Annotated in this window: 18 protein-coding genes and 1 pseudogene; 7 read left to right on the plus strand and 12 right to left on the minus strand. The window is 55.5% G+C overall.

What is annotated here, in order from left to right; genetic code table 11:
- Positions 1-7 precede the first annotated feature (7 nt).
- The 5 genes from GHN86_RS04965 to GHN86_RS04985 all read right to left on the minus strand — a co-directional run bounded on the left by GHN86_RS04965 (position 8) and on the right by GHN86_RS04985 (position 4,977).
- Positions 8-2,095, minus strand: coding sequence for an LTA synthase family protein (locus tag GHN86_RS04965; RefSeq protein WP_153386181.1), 2,088 nt, complete (start codon positions 2,093-2,095; stop codon positions 8-10).
- Between the two features lie 391 nt (positions 2,096-2,486).
- Positions 2,487-3,362 carry a polyamine aminopropyltransferase gene (gene speE, locus GHN86_RS04970; RefSeq protein ID WP_153379279.1) on the minus strand — a complete coding sequence of 292 codons (876 nt, stop codon included), beginning with the start codon at positions 3,360-3,362 and terminating at the stop codon, positions 2,487-2,489.
- 205 nt (positions 3,363-3,567) lie between these two features.
- A complete protein-coding gene (locus tag GHN86_RS04975) occupies positions 3,568-3,759 on the minus strand; it encodes a PLDc N-terminal domain-containing protein (protein WP_122782940.1) in 192 nt (63 codons plus the stop codon).
- A gap of 84 nt (positions 3,760-3,843) precedes the next feature.
- On the minus strand, positions 3,844-4,374 hold the full coding sequence (locus GHN86_RS04980) for a hypothetical protein (RefSeq protein ID WP_153379281.1): 531 nt from the start codon (positions 4,372-4,374) through the stop codon (positions 3,844-3,846).
- Positions 4,375-4,443: 69 nt separating this feature from the next.
- On the minus strand, positions 4,444-4,977 hold the full coding sequence (locus GHN86_RS04985) for an ankyrin repeat domain-containing protein (protein ID WP_153379283.1): 534 nt from the start codon (positions 4,975-4,977) through the stop codon (positions 4,444-4,446).
- A gap of 313 nt (positions 4,978-5,290) precedes the next feature.
- Between GHN86_RS04985 and GHN86_RS04990 the strand changes: the two genes are divergently transcribed.
- Positions 5,291-5,569 carry a DUF3509 domain-containing protein gene (locus GHN86_RS04990; RefSeq protein ID WP_153379285.1) on the plus strand — a complete coding sequence of 93 codons (279 nt, stop codon included), beginning with the start codon at positions 5,291-5,293 and terminating at the stop codon, positions 5,567-5,569.
- Positions 5,570-5,641: 72 nt separating this feature from the next.
- On the opposite strand, the gene mtnC is transcribed toward GHN86_RS04990, so the two are convergent.
- From mtnC to aroC, 5 genes are all read right to left on the minus strand, one after another.
- Complete coding sequence (gene mtnC / locus GHN86_RS04995; protein WP_153379287.1) at positions 5,642-6,325, minus strand: acireductone synthase; 684 nt, start codon at positions 6,323-6,325, stop codon at positions 5,642-5,644.
- Positions 6,326-6,334: 9 nt separating this feature from the next.
- Entirely contained in the window at positions 6,335-6,880 is a 546-nt protein-coding gene (locus GHN86_RS05000; protein WP_153379288.1) for a 1,2-dihydroxy-3-keto-5-methylthiopentene dioxygenase, read from the minus strand.
- 101 nt (positions 6,881-6,981) lie between these two features.
- Positions 6,982-7,602: a methylthioribulose 1-phosphate dehydratase gene (locus GHN86_RS05005; protein WP_153379290.1), complete on the minus strand. Its 621-nt coding sequence runs from the start codon at positions 7,600-7,602 to the stop codon at positions 6,982-6,984.
- Positions 7,599-8,747, minus strand: a complete 1,149-nt coding sequence (locus tag GHN86_RS05010; RefSeq protein WP_323369353.1) for an MFS transporter — start codon at positions 8,745-8,747, stop codon at positions 7,599-7,601. Before GHN86_RS05010 ends, GHN86_RS05005 begins: the two co-directional genes overlap by 4 nt.
- Before the next feature lie 34 nt (positions 8,748-8,781).
- The gene (gene aroC, locus GHN86_RS05015) at positions 8,782-9,873 is read right to left on the minus strand and encodes a chorismate synthase (protein ID WP_122782948.1); all 1,092 of its coding nucleotides are present in this window, start codon (positions 9,871-9,873) and stop codon (positions 8,782-8,784) included.
- A gap of 146 nt (positions 9,874-10,019) precedes the next feature.
- Between aroC and GHN86_RS05020 the strand changes: the two genes are divergently transcribed.
- On the plus strand, positions 10,020-11,015 hold the full coding sequence (locus tag GHN86_RS05020) for an alpha/beta hydrolase (RefSeq protein ID WP_153379292.1): 996 nt from the start codon (positions 10,020-10,022) through the stop codon (positions 11,013-11,015).
- Between the two features lie 59 nt (positions 11,016-11,074).
- Positions 11,075-11,866 carry a hypothetical protein gene (locus tag GHN86_RS05025; protein ID WP_153379294.1) on the plus strand — a complete coding sequence of 264 codons (792 nt, stop codon included), beginning with the start codon at positions 11,075-11,077 and terminating at the stop codon, positions 11,864-11,866.
- A 137-nt stretch (positions 11,867-12,003) separates the two neighbouring features.
- Here GHN86_RS05025 and GHN86_RS05030 read toward each other — a convergent pair whose 3' ends face one another.
- Both GHN86_RS05030 and GHN86_RS05035 read right to left on the minus strand, forming a co-directional pair.
- A complete protein-coding gene (locus GHN86_RS05030; RefSeq protein WP_153379296.1) occupies positions 12,004-13,272 on the minus strand; it encodes a HAMP domain-containing sensor histidine kinase in 1,269 nt (422 codons plus the stop codon).
- Positions 13,269-13,952: a response regulator transcription factor gene (locus tag GHN86_RS05035; RefSeq protein ID WP_153379298.1), complete on the minus strand. Its 684-nt coding sequence runs from the start codon at positions 13,950-13,952 to the stop codon at positions 13,269-13,271. Before GHN86_RS05035 ends, GHN86_RS05030 begins: the two co-directional genes overlap by 4 nt.
- Before the next feature lie 227 nt (positions 13,953-14,179).
- Here GHN86_RS05035 and bamA point away from each other — a divergent pair, with 227 nt between their 5' ends.
- The 4 genes and pseudogenes from bamA to GHN86_RS05055 all read left to right on the plus strand — a co-directional run bounded on the left by bamA (position 14,180) and on the right by GHN86_RS05055 (position 20,829).
- A complete protein-coding gene (gene bamA, locus GHN86_RS05040; protein ID WP_153379300.1) occupies positions 14,180-16,546 on the plus strand; it encodes an outer membrane protein assembly factor BamA in 2,367 nt (788 codons plus the stop codon).
- A 486-nt stretch (positions 16,547-17,032) separates the two neighbouring features.
- Positions 17,033-18,126: pseudogene (gene wecB / locus GHN86_RS05045) on the plus strand (non-hydrolyzing UDP-N-acetylglucosamine 2-epimerase).
- Positions 18,127-18,630: 504 nt separating this feature from the next.
- Positions 18,631-19,518: a hypothetical protein gene (locus tag GHN86_RS05050; RefSeq protein WP_153379302.1), complete on the plus strand. Its 888-nt coding sequence runs from the start codon at positions 18,631-18,633 to the stop codon at positions 19,516-19,518.
- A gap of 21 nt (positions 19,519-19,539) precedes the next feature.
- Positions 19,540-20,829: a hypothetical protein gene (locus GHN86_RS05055; RefSeq protein WP_153379304.1), complete on the plus strand. Its 1,290-nt coding sequence runs from the start codon at positions 19,540-19,542 to the stop codon at positions 20,827-20,829.
- Positions 20,830-20,832 lie beyond the last annotated feature (3 nt).

A 20,832-nucleotide genomic window follows, 5' to 3' on the forward strand; every position in this document is an offset into this window, starting at 1 on the left:
TGACTGCTTACTTCGGATCCTCAACACCTGCCGTGTTATCCAGCAAGCTTTTAGTCGCTGTTTGCAGGAAAGATTCGAGCTTTTGCTTCAGCTCGGCCTCGTCCGGCGTATCAGCCACTACTTTAGCTTCAGGATTGGCCCCCAATGTGTACTTCCACACTTTACCGGGCATATCTTTTGGCTGAACCAGGATGTGGTCGTCACTGATGATCGCCACTGTCTGATCACTGCCCGAAGGCTTGATGATGCCTCGCCCTTTGTCACCTTCCGGCAAGGTGAGCAAATCGCGACCCCAGCACTGCTGACGGAACTCACCGCCCAGACGCCCCATGATGGTCGGCACAATATCGACCTGAGTGCCTACCGTGTCATTGCGCGCGCCAAACTTCTCTTGAATTCCCGGCCCGATCAGCAACAAGGGAACGTTAAAACGGCCCAAATCCATTTCAGAAATCTGCTGTTCGTTACCGAAACCATGATCGCCGACGACTACAAATAGTGTTTCCTTGAAGTAGGGCTCTTTACGCGCTTTTTCGAAGAACTGACCCAAGGCCCAATCGGAATAACGCATTGCGGTCAAATGCTCGTTCAACGAACCTCGATCGGTAACGGGCTCAACAGGCAGCGGTGTCGGCAACGCATACGGCGTGTGGTTAGACAAGGTTTGCAACAAGGCATAGAAAGGCCCCTTGCCTTCACGTTTTTTCAGTTCTTCCAGGCCACGGTTGAACATGTCCTGATCGGACACACCCCACGTGGGATCAGAGAACACAGGGTCCACAAAATCGTTACGACCCACAAACGTGGTCATACCCTGATTGCTAAAGAAGCCCGACTGGTTGTCCCATGCAAAATCGCCGTTGTAGACATAAACGTCATCAAACTGACGAGCACTGAGCAACTCCGGCAGACCGGACAGCTTGTGGCTGCCTTCCGGGGTTTGCATCAGGTATTCAAAACCCGGCAAGTTCGGGAAGCACGCCATGGTCGCAAACATGCCCTGATGGGTGTGCGTACCGTTGGAGAAGAAGCGTTCGAACAGCAGACCTTCTTTGGCTAACTGATCAAAGTAGGGCGTGATGTTACCCGGACGGCCTAAAGCGCCCACTGAATGGCCGGCGAAGCTTTCCATCAGGATCACGACAACGTTTTTGATGGGCAACGTTTTTTCTGCAGGCGGAGTGGTATCGCGGCGTACGGGTGCCGTATCCGGGTCAACCAGCTTATCGTTCTCGGTCAGCAACATATCGCGCACGGTCTGCTGCGCCACCGAATCTTCCAGCGTGGGCTTCCAGACATTGGTGCGGTCATCCGAGAAACGGCTCTTTGCCGCTGCAATCAATGACAGAGAACCATTGAGCCCCAACTGATTGTTGAAGTTGGAGTCTGTTGTGTAGGCATCACCCCAGCGCAGTGGAGGACCTTGGCGCAGCGTGCCTCGGGCAGCTACCACGCACACCAACAGGAGCACAACGAACACGGCAGTACGGCCATACCAGGGTGCTACGCTCGGCGCTTCACTCGATACACCCGATACACCCGATACAGCGCTTGGACGCGTCAGGCGGTCTGCACTGCGAAATGCAGCGTACAAAATGACCGTACCCACCGCCCATGCCAACAGATAGCGAACCACCGGGAAGCCGTACCAGAGCATGCTCATAACGGTTTTGGGGTCTTCCTTCACATACTGGAAAACCAGACCGTTAAGGCGCTGATGGAACTCCCGATAGAAATCCATCTCCATCAGGCCCAAAAACAACGCCAGACTGGAGGCGGCTGTCAGCCAGAAGCGCAGCACGCCTCGGTAAGCCATGGCTTTGACACTAAGGAGTGCCAGTACACACGGAATGCTGAGATAAACCACGATTCGCAAATCAAATCGCAAACCGTTTGCGAACGCCTCCAGAAAAGTAGAGGCCGGGGTATCGAGGATCATTTCTCGGTTATAAACCAGCAACGCCACCCGAAGCAGGGTGAACATCACCATCATGATCAAGGCACAGAGCAGCGTAAACGCCAGATGCGATTTGACGGTCGGTTGCAATACACGCGTAGTCGCATGCTGCTGTTTTGGGGCGTCCGGGATTGCCATGTCGTTTAAGGACCCATTGGTTCAGATTGAAGTGGCTTTTATTGTGCAGTGCCCTGCCCTTGTGATTTTTCTACGATTGGAGGCAATCGATAGATCACGTGGACTGGGCAAATGCTACATGAGCGTCAATGGTAATCCACTGAGGCATAGGCTCTTTATTACGCAAAATTTTCAAACAAGAGGCATTGCCCGCACCGTTTAAGGGAAGCAGAGTCACTCGAAAGCCGAAATTTTGCGCGGGAATTGTCTTAGACCTTCCGTGAAAATTTCGTACAGAGCACATCTTGAAACATAAGAAAACGCGGGGAAAGACTCTCGCAACAGACATAGCCGCCCCCCCCAAGCATCGTGCAGGCCTCTGGGGAGCAGGCTTGTCAGGACTAACCGTCTATTAATCGTTACTTGGCTTGTTAATGGCCTGCAGCACATATTGCGGTAGGGCGAACGCGCCGATATGGATCTCGGGGTTGTAGTAACGGGTCACGATGCCGCTGCCGGCGTAACGCTGACGCAGGGTCTCAAGTGGCAATTTGCGGTAGGACGTGTTGGTGGCCCCCCAAGCAAAGGTCATTGCACCACCAATGTAAGTCGGCACCGCCGCTTGATAGAAATGCCAGTCCGCGAAGAGACTGCGCATACGCCCGGCTGTGGTCTTCACTTCGTTCAGTTGCATGAACGGGGTGCCGTTTTGCGTGACCAGTACGCCGCCATCATTCAGGCAACGATGGCAAGCCTGGTAAAAGTTTTCGGAAAAAAGCACTTCACCGGGCCCGATCGGGTCAGTGGAGTCCGAAATGATGACGTCGAATTTTTCTTCGGTAGTGGCGACAAAACGCATGCCGTCATCAATCACCAGATTGAGGCGCGGATCGTCGTAGGCACCATTGGAGTGGTTAGGCAGAAACTCTTTACACATATCCACCACGGTGCCATCAATCTCGACCATGGTGATGTGTTCGATGCCGCGGTGCTTGGTCACTTCACGCAGCATGCCGCCGTCGCCACCGCCAATGATCAACACGCGCTTGACTGCACCGTGGGCCAGGATCGGCACATGAGTGAGCATCTCGTGGTAAATAAACTCATCGGCTTCGGTGGTCTGGATAACACCATCCAATGCCATGACCCGGCCCATGACCGGGTTTTCGAAAATCACCAGATGCTGGTGCTCGGTACGCACTTCATGCAGCAATTTGTCCATGCGAAAACGCTGGCCATAGCCTTCATAAAGGGTTTCGAGATAGTCGGTTTTTGGTGTTTCAGTCATGGGTAGTCCCTTGAATGCTGGTGGCAACGGACGGTCACCCGCCCATGATCGGCAGTCGAGCCGTGGATCGCATTCGCAATACACCGACACAACTGCTCAGGAAAGGCGCGCATTCTACGTCGAGGAACCTGACAGGTCGAACCTTGACGTTGACTGAATCAGCGGATAGCCACCTTGAAGGTGGCTTAAATCGCTGGTTAAAGGCTCAAATTCGTACATTGCCCCTTGGGCCGGCGATAGCCCAAATGATCAGACCCAGTACAGGGAGCAGGATGATCAGCAAGATCCAGAGAATTTTCGCGCCCGTTCCGGCACCGCTTTTGATCACATTGATAATGGCCCAAATATCCAGCGCCAAAATGATGAGACCAATCAGACCGTTAAACGTAGAACCCATGATGATGCTCCTGAGTGAGTACTTGTCTACTTAGGATAGTCAGCTGTGGCCAGGGTTCCGTTTTTTATTACGGCCTGTACTGGATTAAACGTGGACCGCAATTTTCAGAGCTTCCAGTGAAGGCGCGGCGCTGATGCCGACCGTCTCACACAGTTGCAACACACGCGGCACGTCTTCGCCGTAGACCAGCACAACCTGGAGTTCGTCATCCAGCGGCTGGCTCATATTCATCAGCACGTAACCGCCCTTATCCGCCGACATGCTGCCCATCTGGATCTGAATCCGGTTCAGCGCTGTCAGCGCTTCAGTCTTGGCCAGTTGTTTAGGCTTGATATTGAATGCGACACCCGGGCCAAACGACGCCACGATTTGTTCAAACAGCTCCATGTAGGTATCCGCCTGGAACAAAACAGTTTCAGGCAGGCTACCCATCACCACCCACTCTCCCAGTGAGATCGGGAAAGTATCGTCGTAGTTGATATCTGGATTGGCAGTCAGAAATGCAGCAGGGTCAGCGTAGGCCTGAGCCGCTTCATCAGCGATTTTGGCGATGTCGTCGTCGCTCAGACAGCCAGAGCTGATTTTGCTGATAAGTTCGACGAGAGCAGTTTTCATGGGCAGACCTGTTACAGGAAAAAAGGGGGCGCGCAGGATATATCAAATGCGCCCCCCGAGGACATGCCATCAGCCCAGCAGTTTTTCCAACTGAGCAGTGGTATCGACAGCGCCCATGGTCCTTGCCGCGTCCAGCGCAGTCGTACCACTGGAGTCTTTGGCTTTTGGGTCGGCGCCCTTACTGATCAGGAAATCAATGATTGCCGTACGGTTGAACATGGCCGCCATCATCAATGCCGTGCGACCGTCAAATGAAGCACCTTCGACCTGTGCGCCGCCCTCGACCAAGGCCTGCACCATCGCCAAATCGCCTTTGAACGCAGCACCCTGAATCGGGCTTTGGCCATTGTCATTGCGAATTTCAGGGTCGGCTTTATGCTCCAGCAACACTTTCACGGCTTCTACATGGCCGTGATAGCTCGCCAGCATCAATAACGTATCGCCTTTGTGGTTGCGCAGATTAGGTGGCAAGCCTTTGCTCAACAACGCTGCCAGCATGGCCGCATCACCTTCACGGGCTTTATTGAACACCTGTTCGGCAAATTCGGCGGCTTCTTCTGGGGTCATCTGCCGATTTTGATCTGCTGGCTTGTTATCTGACATATGAGGCTCCGTGTTCGCTACAAAAGAGCCTAGTTTCCTGACCCAACCCCTGCCTGTCACCCCTTTTGTGTGTACGACTCTGATAGAGACAATCAATAAGCGTGCCCATCAGCAGAAATTTATCCCGATGATTAATGGCGAATGGGCAAATTGCAGGGTGAACTTTTAGCACTCATGCAAAATGCACGAGCGAGTGAACGCAGCTATTTATCAACCTATTGATTTATAACGATTTAATTTAATCATTCGAGTGGCACAGTCCCTGCAACTCTTACTCCATACAAGCCTTTCACGCGCTAATGGAGCTGAAGACATGAGTCTGATCCAAGAAAAATTCACTTCCCTGTTCTCGAATCACAAGGTCACCGTCAAGCCTCGCCCGGATGGTGGCGTGTTGCTTACGCTGTGTGACAGCGATGGCAAGCAGACCCAGCGCTCTATTTCATATGCGCAACTGCACACCGCTGAGCAATTGACTTGGGTGATTAGTGCCATTCGCCGCGACCTGGCAGGAAACGCCAGCGAACTGCCGACCATTTCCATGCTGCAAAGCCAGCATCGATTCGCCTTGCCTACGTACCATTCCGCGTAATGGCAACGAGATTCGCGCATAGACAAAAGCCAGCAGTCGCTGGCTTTTTGCTGTGTTGCGGTGCGCCGAGTGTTACAGGTGGGTCACATCAATATCAGCAAAACTGCTGACGGTCTTGTGACCTTGCAATTGCCCCCCTTCGCGAGCCAGTCCACAGGTTTGCAAACCAGCCTCTTGAGCCGCATCCAGCTCCTCGACAATATCTGAAAGAAACAGAATTTTACCCGCTGGGCAGCCTATGGCTTCGGTGATATGCCGATAGGACTGTGCCTCACGCTTGGGGCCTGACGTGGTATCGAAATAGCCGTTGAACAGAGGCGATAGATCGCCCGCTTCGGAGCAGCCGAATATCAATTTCTGCGCCTGGATCGAACCGGACGAATACACGTACAGTTCATACCCCTGCTCATGCCAATCCTTGAGGGCTTTTACCGCATCCGGGTAAACATGGCCCTTCAACTCGCCCGCTTCGTAACCTTGCTTCCAGACCATGCCTTGCAAAGCCTTGAGCGGAGTTGCCTTGCGGTCCTCGGCAATCCATTGGGCGAGAATCTCGATGACCCGCTCGACGTCCGCTTCGGGCTCGCCGCTGTCCAATCGCACTGCACCTAATTGCATGGCCACTTCAGGGTCTTCAGCGTGAGCGCGGACAAAATCGGGCATGTGCTTGGCCGCATAAGGAAACAACACGTCAAAAACGAAGCTGACGGCGCTGGTGGTGCCTTCAATATCAGTGAGGATGGCCTTGATCGGCATGGGAGTTCCTTAATCTTCGAGACGGGGAAAGCGGCTGGCGATGTCTTCACCCGTAAAGTTCGCCACCCAGCCTTCAGGGTTATTGAACAAACGGATCGCCACAAAATGGGGATGCTCGCCCATATCAAACCAGTGAGGCGTGCCTGCAGGCACGGAAATCAGGTCGTTTTTTTCGCACAGGACTGCATAGATATAATCGCCAATGTGCAGCGTAAATAGACCTCGCCCGGCAACGAAAAATCGCACTTCGTCCTCAGCATGACGATGCTCATCAAGAAACTTGGCGCGCAATTCAGCTTTCTGCGGGTGGTCACTGTTCAGACTGATGACGTCCACGGTGATATAGCCGCGCTCAGTCATCAACTGATCAATCTGTTGACGATAAGCACTGATCACTTCTTCCTGCGTCGCACCCGGCTGGATCGGCGTAGCGGCTCGCCAACGATCAAAGCGCACACCCTGCTCGGCCAGGGTGGACTGAATGTCATCAAGGTGGGTCAACACCTTGTTTGGGAGTTCGGGGCTGGAAATGTGATAAACGGACAGGCTGCTCATGGATGCGGTTCCTCGGCGTAGGTATGCGCTTTCGGCTTTTACAGGCCGTTCAGGCAAACCATTGAATTCAGGCGGTGAGTGTCTTCACGGTGAAGTCAGCGTTAACGGTTAAGCACGGCGCGGGTTTTGAGTTCGCATTCAAACAAGAACTCGAAGGCCTCGATCTGACGCAAGGCATCGCTCATGCGCGCCCCCCAGGTGTACAGGCCGTGCCCGCGAATCAAGTAACCCACGCAGTCAGGGTGGGCCTCAAGCCACGGCTGAACCTTGGCCGCCAGACGCTCGATGTCCTGATCATTGTCAAAAATAGGCACCCGTACTTTCGACGCGTGGGTTGATACGCCACTAAAGGCTTTTTGCAGCTCGTAGTCTTCAAACTCAATGCTGTCACCCGGCGTAAGCCGCGACAGCACGGTCGCATTGACCGAGTGCGTGTGCAACACCGCACCGATTTCAGGCCGCCAGAGGTAAAGCTGGGTATGCAGCAAGGTTTCGGCAGAAGGTTTTTTGCCGGGCTCAAGACTATTACCCGACAAATCGGTCGCCAGAACATCATCCAGGCCCAACTGGCCTTTATGTTTGCCCGAAACTGTTAATAACGCCTCGGTTGCCGAAAGTCGGGCTGAATAATTGCTGCTGGTGGCAGGCGACCAGCCGCGACCATATAAAAAACGCCCGGCTTCAATGATTTCCAGGCTCAAGTCTTTACGGGTAAGGCTCATGGCCTGTCCTCTTGCAGTCGAGTTGCGATGATAACGGCTGCGGCCAGTGCTGCGGCGCTTGCCATACTAAAGGTGATAGTCGGGCCGAGTGTATTCCAGCTGTAACCGGCATACAGCGCGCCTATGGCCCCACCGATCCCCGCCAGAGTGGCATACAGCGCCTGACCCTGGCCTTGTTGGCCGGGCCCGAAACTGCGCTGAACGAAGGTCATGGCACAGGCGTGAAAACTGCCAAAAGTGGCCGCATGCAGCAGTTGAGCCAGCAACAATACCCACAGGTACTCGGCAAACGAGCCCAGCATCAGCCAACGCAAGGCGGCCAGCACAAAGCTGACCATCAGCACTTTGCGGACCGAGAAGGTCAGCAGAATGCGGCGCATGGCCAAAAACATCAGAACTTCCGCCACCACCCCCAATGCCCACAGCAGGCCAATCACACCCCGGCTGTAGCCGAGGTCTTCAAGGTGCAAGGTCAGGAAGGTGTAATACGGCCCGTGGCTCATCTGCATCAACGCCACACAGGCATAAAACGCCAGCACTCCGGGACTGCGCAACTGCTGTATAAAACCGCCGACCAGCGCATTACGCCCTTGGCTTGAGGGCTGCGCGCCAGGCACCCACAAGCTGCACAGGACAATGCCTGCCATGATGACGAGCACGGCAGCCGGATAAATATCCAGATCCAGCCACTCAAACAGGCGCCCAAGAATCACCACGGCCAGAATGAAACCAATCGAGCCCCACAGTCGGATCTGACTGTAACGCTCAGGCTGCTGACGCAAATGGGCAAAGGTGATGACTTCAAACTGCGGCAGTACCGCATGCCAGAAGAACGCATGCAGGGCCATGACCAGGGCCAGCCACCCATAGCTCTTGCTGACAAGAATCAGGCTGAAACTGAGTAAGGTGCACAGTGCACCGAGCCGAACAATCAGCAGGCGTCGCCCCGTGTAGTCGCCCAGCCAGCCCCAAAGATTAGGCGCCACACAGCGCATCAACATCGGGATAGCCACCAGCTCGCCTATTCTTGCGCTGGAAAAGCCGAGATGGTGGAAGTACAGCGCCAGGTACGGCGCTGTAGCACCCAGCAAGGCAAAGTAGAAAAGGTAGAAGCCTGACAACCGCCAGTAAGGAAGTGGTGCCACGGTCGTCAGACCACAGCACCCAAACACCCCTGCATTACAACTGACCCAGCACAGGCGTACTCACGCGCACATCAGCATTCTGCCCGCGATGGCGCAGCAGGTGATCCATGAGCACGATGGCCATCATGGCTTCGGCAATGGGCGTGGCGCGAATGCCGACACAGGGGTCATGGCGACCTTTGGTGATCACGTCGACCGGGTTGCCATGAACATCAATCGAGCGACCCGGCGTGGTGATGCTTGAGGTCGGCTTCAACGCAAGATGCGCAACAATCGGCTGACCGGACGAAATACCGCCCAAAATGCCGCCTGCGTTGTTGCTCACAAAACCCTCAGGCGTCAGCTCGTCGCGGTGCTCGGTGCCGCGCTGGGCAACACTGGCGAAACCTGCGCCTATTTCGATGCCCTTGACCGCATTGATGCTCATCAAGGCGTGGGCCAGTTCGGCGTCCAGACGATCAAAAATCGGCTCACCCAAACCTGGAATGACACCTTCAGCCACCACCGTGATTTTTGCGCCCACCGAGTCCTGATCGCGACGCAGCTGATCCATATACGCCTCAAGCTCAGGCACTTTGTCCGGGTCTGGGCTGAAAAAAGCGTTTTGCTCGACCGAATCCCAGGTCTTGAACGGGATTTCAATGGGACCCAGTTGACTCATATAGCCACGAATCACAATGCCCTGAGTCGCCAGATATTTCTTGGCGATAGCACCCGCCGCCACCCGCATGGCAGTTTCACGTGCAGAACTGCGCCCGCCACCGCGATAATCACGCTCACCGTATTTATGGTGGTAGGTGTAATCGGCATGGGCGGGGCGAAACAGATCCTTGATCGCCGAGTAATCCTTGGACTTCTGATCCGTGTTGCGAATCAGCAGGCCAATGGCGCAGCCGGTGGTACGCCCTTCGAACACGCCGGAAAGGATCTCGACTTCGTCCGGTTCCTGGCGCTGCGTGGTGTGACGGCTGGTGCCGGGCTTGCGGCGGTCAAGATCACGCTGCAAGTCTTCAAGGGACAGCTCAAGCCCGGGCGGGCAGCCATCAACAATGGCGACCAACGCCGGGCCATGGCTTTCGCCTGCGGTGGTGACAGTGAACAGCTTGCCGTAGGTATTGCCGGACATGCAGGGAGCTCCGCGAAAAACAGTTGATTAGATTCAACCTCGTTTACTATGCGCGCCAGTATACGCAGGCTGAACTACTAGTTCATCCTCCAACCTTACTCATCCGGGTTTGTAGAACCGGCACATTAGACAATGATGGCGTAACGATGCTGCGAATATTCTTTTTAACGCTGACCCTGTTCTGCACTCAGGCCCTGGCGGCCACCTCCTCTAATGTTCTGCTGCGCCCTATTGAATTGGACACTGGCTCCGGCACCCTCTATGGCTCACTGGTACTGCCCAAAAGCGACAAGTCGGTACCTGTCGTGTTGATACTATCTGGGTCCGGCCCCACCGACCGAGATGGCAACAACCCGATTGGCGGACGCAATGACGCCCTGAAAAAGCTGGCATGGCGTCTGGCCCAAAGCAATATCGCCAGCGTGCGGTTCGACAAGCGTGGCATTGCGCAAAGCCAGCCCGCGACCCCGGACGAACGCCAACTGAGCGTGGACAAATACGTTGACGATGCCGTGGCCTGGGGCGAGAAGCTCAAGGCCGACCCGCGATTCGGTAAGGTATTTGTATTGGGCCACAGCGAAGGCGCCTTGATTGCCAGCCTCGCCGCCCCTCGTATGGGTGCTGCCGGGGTCATCTCGATAGCTGGCACAGGACGTCCGGTCGGCGCATTGTTGCGTGAGCAATTGCAGCGCAATCATTTGCCGCCCGCCCAGCTAAAACGGAGCTTTGAGCTGATCAGCTCGCTGGAAGCCGGTCGCACCGACGACAATGTGCCCAAAGACCTCGAAGCCGTGTTCCGTCCCAGCGTGCAGCCCTACCTGATCAGCCTGCTGCACTACAATCCGGCCACCGCATTTGCCGCACTGAAAATGCCGGCGCTGATTATTCAGGGTACTCACGACATTCAGGTTGATGTCAAAGATGCCCACCTGCTCAAGACCGCCAAGCCAGATGCCGTACTGACGTTGATCAACGGCATGAACCACGTAATGCGCATTGTCCCTATGGACATGAAGCGTCAGGTTCAGTCCTACAACGACCCCAATCAGCGACTCGCGGGTGAATTGGGCGATAGAACTGTGCGCTTCATCACTAAAGTGAATGCAGGCAAACCCTCCAGTCCTGCGCATAACGGCCGATAAGCCGGTGTCGGCGGCCTTTGCTTGCCCGACATACCGGGCTTGCACAGGATTTTGCCGTTATGAGCGACACCCCAACACCACCCGCAGGCACTGAAGAGCCAGCCACGCCCGAGGCGATCACGCGTCCTTGGGCGGACGTGCAACCCGAGCATTTCAAAATGCTGCGCCTGGCACCTCTGCCAACGGATCGCAGCACGGGTGCTCGGCCCTTGCGCTTCGTGCAGTTCGGCTACACAGAACGTCACAACAAAGACTTCAGCCTTTTGCGTTTGAGCATCCTGCTGCCCAATCAGAAAGTGCGCAAAGAGCAGAACCATCTCGACGTCTGGCTGGACCATGCCACTCGACAAGTGAGCATCAGCCCCGAGAGCGGTTTGCAGATCGAACCCCTGAACCGAGGTATCGGTCGCTTCCTGATGGCGCAGGGCATTCAATGGGCGCAGAAGAAATATTCGCGCTACAGGTTTGAACAAATGGACTTGCCGAGCCGGGACGCCTTGAGTGAAGACACTCGACAGCGTCGTGACCACTGCTTGCGCACCCAAGGCTTTGACGTGGTGTACGAAGACACCCTGCACCTCAAAGCCCACATCAAAGCTGTAGAAGTCAGCGACCTCTACCCCATCTGGAATAATGAAAAATTGCAGTTCGTGGAAATTCTGGAAGCCGCGCAGATGCTCCAGCAAGCCGAGCAGACGTTGCAGGAGCAAGAAGTAAAATTGCGTGTCAAGGAAGACAGAATCAGCAAGTTCCAGCGCGAAGACATCGGCTTGCGCTTCACCATCACCTGTCTGGTGGCCTTTGCAGTCTTTCAGGCCGCGCTGCTGATCTGGATAGCGACGCACCGCTAGCTACAGCCGATGACGAGGAGCGTAAGGTTTTGAAGTGACCGTAAAGCCGGACAGTGGGATGTGTTTGATCTACCGGACTAACGCTTTGACGAAGGCCGCCCTCCCCGCAGCCTTCGCCCATGGTCAGGGACCTGAATCTACAGGGTTTGTCGGGGAAGGTTGATTTCTACGGTGAGCCCGCCGGAGGGCTGGTTGCTCGCGCTGATGGTGCCGCCGTGCATTCCCACCGCTCGGGAGGCAATGGCCAACCCCAGACCAAAACCACTGCCGGGCTCGTTTATTCCGCGCTCAAACGGCTCAAAAATGCTCATCAAGCGTTCGGCCTCCACCCCTGGCCCCTGATCGGTAATGCGCACCCGCAGGTTGCGGCCATCCAGACTGTTCTGGGCCACCACCAGCACCGCAGTGCCCGTCCCTGTATAGCGCAGGGCATTACGAATGACATTCTCGAAACAGCGATACAACAACTCCCCGCTGACTCGACTGATGAAGGGCGCAGACGCTTGCAAACTGACGCGACAGTGTTTGATTCCCGCTTCAAACTGCGCATCTTCGACGATCTGCGCCAGCAACTCGGTGATATCCACCGGTTCACGCTCAATGCTTTCAGGGCGCCCCTGAACACGAGCCAAGGTCAGCAGCGCTTCTATCAGGGTGTCCATGCGCACTGATTCGCGCTCGATGCGCCCCACCATGTCCACACGTGACGGGTCCTGATGCAACAAGCCAATAGCGGCCTGCATGCGCGTCAACGGTGAGCGCAGTTCGTGGGAGATGTCGTGCAACAGGTGCTGCTGGGCTTCGACCAACAATCTCAATTGATTGGCCATGCGGTCGCAATCTTCGGCCAGGTCGACAATTTCATCGCGCCGCTGCCCCATGATCGGCTTGACTCGGGTTTCAAAACGCCCCTGTGCCACATCGCTCATTGCCCGGCGCAAGTAAGCCAACGGCCAGGCCAGATAAAACGCCATATAGCCGCTGAACAAGGCACTCATCACCGTGCCGATCAAGAGCGGCATCAAGCCCGGCCCGCCCTCCCCGCCGCCCCCATTACCGGGCACGCGGGTCGACCTCAGCGACAGGCTCATGCCCTCTTTACTGATGACCGTTTGCTCGAAGACCGGGTGTTCAATGGGCAATCCGGCCAGCAATTGGCCGGTGCTGTCATACACGGCTATCGCTTCGTCGTCGGGGTGGTGCCACACGTCCAGCAGTTGTTTGCCTGCTTCGACACCGTAGTGGCGCAAGAGCTGGGCTTCGCTTTCCAGAATGGTGTCGAGATGAGGATTGCCAGGCCCCAATCGACTTAACGTCATAACGCCGATACCGACAAAAAACGTCAGGCTGGTGGCCAGCCAAAAAGCCAGGAACAGTTTCCAGAACAACCGACTGGGTTTCATCATTCCGCGATCAACAAGTAACCGAGCCCGCGAACGCTCTGAATCCAGGCTTTGGCATCAGACCGTGGTCCGAGTTTTTGTCGAATGCTGCTGATATGCACATCAATGCGCCGGTCGTAGCGCGTCAATGGGCAGCCCAGCGCATTGAGCGACAAGTCCTGTTTGCTGACCACTTGCCCGGCGCTGCGGGCCAGCTCTTCGAGCAGGCTGAATTCAGTGCTGGTAACACCCAACTCGCGCCCTTGCCACGTGGCTTCGCGCTTGCCGGGCCACAACACCAGAGCGCCCGAGCGGATCACTTCAGTGATCGGCTGCGTGGCCGGTTGTACCCGACGCATAATGGCCCGCAAGCGCGCCACCAATTCACCCGGCGAGCTGGGTTTGGGCACGTAGTCATCGGCGCCCAGTTCCAGCCCGGTGATACGGTCGATGTTATCGCCCCGGGCCGTCAGCAAGACCACCGGCACCTGGCTGCGTGCACGGATGCGCCTGAGCACTTCGATACCGGACAGGCGAGGCAACATCACATCCAGCACGACAATGCTGAAGCGTCCGGAAAGTGCCTGCACCTCACCTTCTTCTCCGGTGTGAACGGCTGTCGCTTCAAAGCCTTCACGCACCAGGTACTCACTGAGCAATCCAGTCAATTCCTGGTCATCGTCGACGAGCAATACACGAATCATGGCGAACTCTTGAAGGGGTGGGTGGTGCATTATCGGCCTTGCGTCGCTCAGCGTCATCGGCCAGGGGCAACCTTTACTTAACTTGACACTGGGTTAACCGCACCATACGCCCCGAACTTTTATGCTTGACCTCCACCAGCCTGTTTGCAAGGCGGTCTGCCGTCTTTTTGAGGCCTGCCCGCGCCCGCTTACGCTGCTTGTCGATGTGTCCTGGATAAACGATCTAAATGAATTTTCCGCGCCTGCTCTGCTCGGTGGCCCTGTTGCTCAATGCCACCCTTGCCCACGCTCAAGTCTTCAAGATTGCCGATATTCGCATCAACGGCCTGCAGCGGGTTTCCGCGGGCAGTGTGTTCGGCGCCTTACCGTTGAACGTCGGCGAACAAGCCGATGACAAACGGTTGGTGGAGTCCACGCGGGCCCTGTTCAAGACCGGTTTCTTTCAGGACATTCAGCTGGGACGTGAGGGCGACGTGCTGGTGGTTACTGTCGTCGAACGACCCTCCATCGCCAGTATCGACATTGAGGGCAACAAGGCCATTTCCACCGAAGACTTGATGAAGGGCCTCAAACAGTCGGGCCTGGCTGAAGGCGAAGTGTTCCAGCAGGCCACCCTGGAAGGTGTTCGCAATGAACTGCTGCGCCAATACGTGGCTCAAGGACGTTACTCCGCTTCGGTGGATACCGAGGTCGTGGCACAACCGCGTAACCGCGTCGGTTTAAAGATCAAGATCGACGAAGGTGAAGTGGCGGCCATCAAGCACATCAATGTAGTGGGCAATACGGTCTTTGATCAGTCCGAACTGGATAGCCAGTTCACCCTTAAAACCACCAATTGGCTGTCTTTTTTCAAGAACGACGACAAGTACGCCCGCGAAAAACTCTCCGGTGATCTGGAACGGCTGCGTTCCTACTATCTGGATCGCGGCTATATCAACATGGAGATCATCTCCACTCAGGTGTCGATCACACCGGACAAAAAACAGGTCTATATCAGCGTCAACATTAATGAAGGCGCGAAATATACGGTACGCAACGTGTCTTTGCGCGGTGACCTGAAAGTGCCCGAAGACCAGGTCAACGCCTTGCTGCTGGTACAAAAAGGTCAGGTATTTTCCCGCAGGTTGATGACCACCACATCGGAGCTGATCACCCGCCGACTCGGCAACGAAGGCTATACCTTTGCCAACGTCAACGCCGTGCCGACGCCCAATGATGAGGATCACACGGTTGACGTGGTATTTGTCGTCGACCCGGCCAAGCGGGCGTATGCCAACCGCATCAACTTTCGCGGCAATACCAAGACCGAAGATCAAGTGCTGCGCCGCGAGATGCGCCAAATGGAAGGCGGTTGGGCCTCAACCTATTTGATCGATCAGTCCAAGACGCGTCTTGAGCGGTTGGGCTATTTCAAGGAGGTCAACGTTGAAACCCCGGCCGTTGCCGGTGTCGACGATCAGGTGGACGTGAACTACAGCGTCGAAGAGCAGTCCTCAGGTTCGATCACCGCCAGTGTCGGCTTTGCCCAAAGCGCCGGTTTGATACTCGGCGGCGCCATTACCCAGAACAACTTTCTGGGTTCCGGTGACACCGCCAGCCTTGGCCTGACGCGCTCTGAATACCAAAGCAAATACAACATCGGCTTTACCGACCCCTACTTCACCAAGGATGGCGTCAGCCTGGGCTACAACGCGTTCTATAACAAAACCGATTACAACGATTATTACGATGACGGCGTGTCGTACTACTCGATCAACAGCTATGGCGCCGGTGCCACAGTGGGTTACCCGGTCAATGAAACCTCGCGGTTGAGTTTCGGCTTGACGGTGCAGCACGATACGATCGAGCCAGGTACCTACAGCGCCGATGAAATCTATGACTTTATCGAACGTCAGGGTGAGCAGTTCACCAACTTCAAAGCCAACCTCGGCTGGTCTGAGTCGACCCTGAATAAAGGCATTCTGGCGACCCGAGGTCATTCACAGAACCTCAACCTGATGATGACCTTGCCGGGCAGTGATCTGAGTTTTTACAAGATCGACTACAGCGCTCAGACCTTCCTGCCGGTCAGTACTTCGACCTCGCTGCGCTTGCATACCAAGTTGGGGTACGGCAACAGTTACGGTTCCACGGACGGTTTACCTTTCTACGAAAACTACACTGCTGGCGGCGAAGGGTCAGTGCGCGGCTTCGAGAGCGGCACCCTCGGGCCGCGTAACACCCCGGCCACTGGCACCTACTCAAGCGCGGGCCAGGAATACTATTCCGACCGCGACACCGAAGCGCTGGGCGGTAACATCATGATTACCGGCGGCGTGGAATACCTGTTCCCGATGCCCTTTATCAAGGACAACAAATCCCTGCGCACCTCGCTGTTCTGGGACGTGGGCAGCGTGTATTCGAGCAAGTGCTACCTGAGCACTACGACTGGCTGTGACGGTATCGACCTCAGCCAGATGGCCAGTTCGGTGGGTGTGGGCGTGACGTGGTACAGCCCGATGGGGCCTCTGAGCGTCAACCTGGCGCTGCCGGTACGCAAACCTGAAGATGCCGAAACCCAAGTGTTCCAGTTCTCGTTGGGACAATCGTTCTAGATCACGCCCTTTGCAACTGCATGCTGCTTTTGCCAGCATGCAGTGAATAAATGGCCGTTTAATACAGCACTGTTTATGAAAACTTTCCTGACCTTTTATAACAATTTCAATCGTATTGGATGGCGTCAAAAATCCTGACAATTGGACAGTCAAGGCTGATTACGGCACTGACTGCCAGCCGCAATAAAATCCGCTCTCTCTCCTGACTCTGTAAAAAGCCTTTTAAATCCAATACCTAGAGCGAAGAGTCAATAATTCTCTATTGCACCCTCACGCGCATATTCACACCTGCCGCGTAAAGAAAATGATTCACAACCTCTCTGCAACCCACTCGATTGACTACATTTACCCCAAATCACATTCAATTAAAGGGCTAGCGCGGCAAGAGGCACCTATCATAATGTGTGTAAAAAGCCATCATTCAGTCAGGAATACTGAGATATGAGAGTTTTGTCGGTGTTTGGTACTCGCCCTGAAGGCATTAAAATGGCCCCTCTCGTCCACGCACTGGCTCAGGTCGAGGGTATTGAAAGCGTTGTCTGCACGACCGGCCAACATCGACATATGCTCGATCAAGTACTCCAGCTGTTTGATATCAAAGCTGATCACGATCTGGACGTGATGCTGCCGGGGCAAACATTGAATGGCTTGTTTGCACGGCTCATGACCCGGTTCGATGCGTTGCTCGAAGAGGTGAAACCAGACTGCGTACTGGTTCACGGTGATACTTCAACAGCCACCGCATGCTGCCTGACTGCATTCCATCGCCGTATCGCCATTGGCCACGTGGAAGCGGGCCTGCGAACCGGCGACCTGACTCAGCCCTTTCCCGAAGAAATGAACCGGCGCGTTGTCGATATCATGGGTAAATGGCTATTTGCCCCTACGCTTACGTCTCGGGCAAATCTGCTGCAAGAGAACCTTCACGGGCAAATCTACGTCACCGGTAACACGGTCATCGACTCGCTTGAAATGACCTTGAGCAAAATCGATCACACGCCCGAACTCAAAGCCACGTTAGCCGCTCGTTATTCATGGATCGACCCCACGCGTCGCCTGATTTTGGTCACAGGTCATCGCCGTGAGAATTTTGGCGATGGCTTTCTGCAAATTTGCGAAGCGCTGGCGATGATCGGCAGACGCGAAGACGTTCAGATCGTATACCCCGTGCATTTGAACCCTCAGGTGCGCGATGTGGTATTACCCCGCCTCTCGGACATGGCAATATCCACCTCATTGAACCCGTGGATTACCTGGATTTTGTGTGGCTCATGCGCAGCAGTTACCTGATTCTCACCGACTCGGGCGGCGTTCAGGAAGAAGCACCGCACTTGGGTAAACCCGTGCTGGTGATGCGCGAAACCACCGAGCGGCCAGAAGCATTGATGGCCGGCACGGTCACTCTGGTGGGTACACAACCTTTACGCATTGTCAGCGCTGTGAAAGCGTTTCTGGATGATCCCGATCATTACCAACGGGTGGCACGCAGTGTTAACCCGTATGGCGACGGGCATGCCAGCGAACGAATCATTGCCGCGTTGACCGGGCGTGAATTCCACGCATTCAATCCACCCTGCTAAATACGCCTCATGCACTTTCGATGTATCTGTGACCTACGCGGTCGCGCGGTAAAACGCTGCATATAGCCAAAGCACAAGCTCGGCTTTTGTTTATGCCATTAAAGAGTGCACACCCACGCTAAAACACTGAGTCAGCCAGCGACTCGGCGTTTTAGCGTCAAAAAAATGGCTAAATGTTCATGAACGATACAAAAATATAAATTTTATTCAGAATATTGACAGGTAGCATTTAGAAACCACACTCTGTTCATGCCTTTACGGGATGGATCCAAAGCGTAAACACGGAGATTCTTCAGGTGATTACCAGACTTTAACGTCCTTTTTTGTTTGAGCTCATGTCGGATCATGTCAATGACCCGTCGGTCAGCGTTTACCTGAAGCTGGGTACCGTCAATGAGTTCTTGTACGACGACTGTGCTCTGTTATCGCCCTGACACACCCTGTGGTCCGGGCTTCACCGTGCAGTTGTGACCTCTAACTTTTAGATGTGGCCGATAACTACGCATGAATAATTTCAAGAAATCCAGGCAGTACCTCACTGTAATCACACAGGTTGTGCTCGCCACACCTTTGGCCATTCCTCTTTACGCCATGGCATCGCCTGGCAGCGAAGCCCTGCATGCGCTGTCGCAAAATGACTGGGTCGAACGCAGCATTTCTCTGGCGGATGTCGGTATTACCAACCCGGTGGTACTGCAAAACGCCGATAACGTGCAGTCATTCTTTTTGCCCGTGCCCAAGGGCGTGATGCTGGACAAGGCATCGATCAACCTGCAAGGCGCCTTTATCAAGGGTGAAGAGCCGCCAGCAGCGCTGACTATTTCGGTGGACAGCCGTCCTGTGTATGCCCAGAAAAAGACGGAGCACGAAGGCACACTCAATGAAGTGCTACCCGTTGAAGCGCGCCGTCGAGATGAGGGTTTCGTCGATTTCACCCTCAACTGGAGCTCGCCCAACGGCCAGAAAATCTGCGATCCGACCCAACAGAGCGCTAACACGCTGACGGTGTTGCCCGAAACCGCGCTGACCTATCGCTATTCGCTCAAAGCGCTGACCTCTCTGGCCGATGCCTGGCGAACCTTGCCGGCAAAACCGGTGATCATGATTGCATCGGGCAAGCTCGATCAGCAGAGCTTCGACAGTGCGTGGCGCTTGGGCGTCAACCTTGAGCGCGCAGACAAACGTGCGCAGATTCACGCTTTCCCGGCCGTGGGTGATGTGGTGTCTCTGGACGGCGTGAACGTGCCGGACGCACTGGCCACTGTTGCACCATTTTCAGCCCTCGCCGGCAAAGGTCAACACACCCTCGGCAATGCCGCTGAAATAGGCGCATTGCTGGTGTTGGGTGCCCCGGCAACCCAGGCCGATTTGGCCATTGCTGACACGGCGTAGATCGGTCAAATAAATACCGCATTGGATGCATTGCAAGCGCAATTGCAAACCGACAGCGACGCCGCCAAAGAGCTGCAGCAATGGCGCGCCAATCACGCCACGCTGAGCCAGAAAGTGCCGGGCAGCCAGCAAGTGCTACTGGCCAATCTAGGCTACAAAAATGTCATCAGCGTGGCACCGGATGCGGGCGCCAAAGCGGGTGGTTTATTCGAGTCGCAATGGCGTGACGTGCTGGTCTCGCCTCAGGTCACCATCACTCAACTGTCCGACCACAGCATGGGGCCCAATCAGACCGTTCGTATCGCCAGACTGGGCGGTTCGATCGGCGCGTTCGATGTGGTCAGCCGAGGCGACTGGACCGCCGTGTTCCCGCTGAGCGCCGTCGCGGTTGATGGGCGCATGCCCGGCGAAGTAGTGATTGACGTGGCAGCGGCTCCCGGTGCCTCAAGCACTCGTCCTGTCGCCACCGTACTGTGGAACGATACGCTGCTGGGCGCCAAGCAATTGAAAGCCAATGGTGAGTCTGAACAGATCGTCGCACGCGTACCTGGCTATGCTCTGGGCGTCACTAACGTGCTGAAAGTTCGCTTCCAGCGCCAGCCGGTATCACCGAACTGCTTTGAAATCCCTCAGGGCTACCCGGTAAACGTGCTGCCGACCAGCTTCCTGCGCACCTCCGATGCCGAACCGGACGGCACGTTCGTCGGCTTGCTGCCGTTGCTGGCCGGGCCGGCTCAAGTCATCGCACCTAAAGACGCCCTGGATCACCCTGCCGAGTCTTTGCGCCAGATCATTCGCTTGTCCAGCGCAGCCTCGATCTCCCCTTTGAATGCCGAATTGGTATTGGCCGACAACGGCACCGCGTTCAAACCCACCAAACCGTTCCTGTCGGTGGGCGTTCCTGTGGACGGCGCCGAACCGCTGATCGTAGTCAAGGATGGCAAAAGCTTGCAAGCCAACCATGGCGACACAACTACGCTCGACCTGACTGGCCCGCAACCTCTGAGCGCAGCCTCGGTGGCTCAATCCAACAACCAGCAAGGGGTGATCTGGTACCCACTGGGCGACGTTGCGCTGACCACACCCGGCCCGTTTGTACTCAATCGTGGCAACGCTGTGGTGTTGGGCGAGGAAGGCCCGCTCACTTGGGTTGATACCTCCGACCCTGAGCTGAGTCAGGCCCTGCGCTTGAATGAGTCGCCGATGTATCAGTGGCGCAAATACCTGTCATGGGGGCTGCCGCTTCTGGGTGGGTTTCTGGTCTTGATGGTCGTTCTGGCAATGCTGGCACGTCGTCATAAAAAGAACTAAATC

The organism is Pseudomonas helleri, from assembly GCF_009600315.1.
Taxonomy (GTDB): domain Bacteria; phylum Pseudomonadota; class Gammaproteobacteria; order Pseudomonadales; family Pseudomonadaceae; genus Aquipseudomonas; species Aquipseudomonas helleri_A.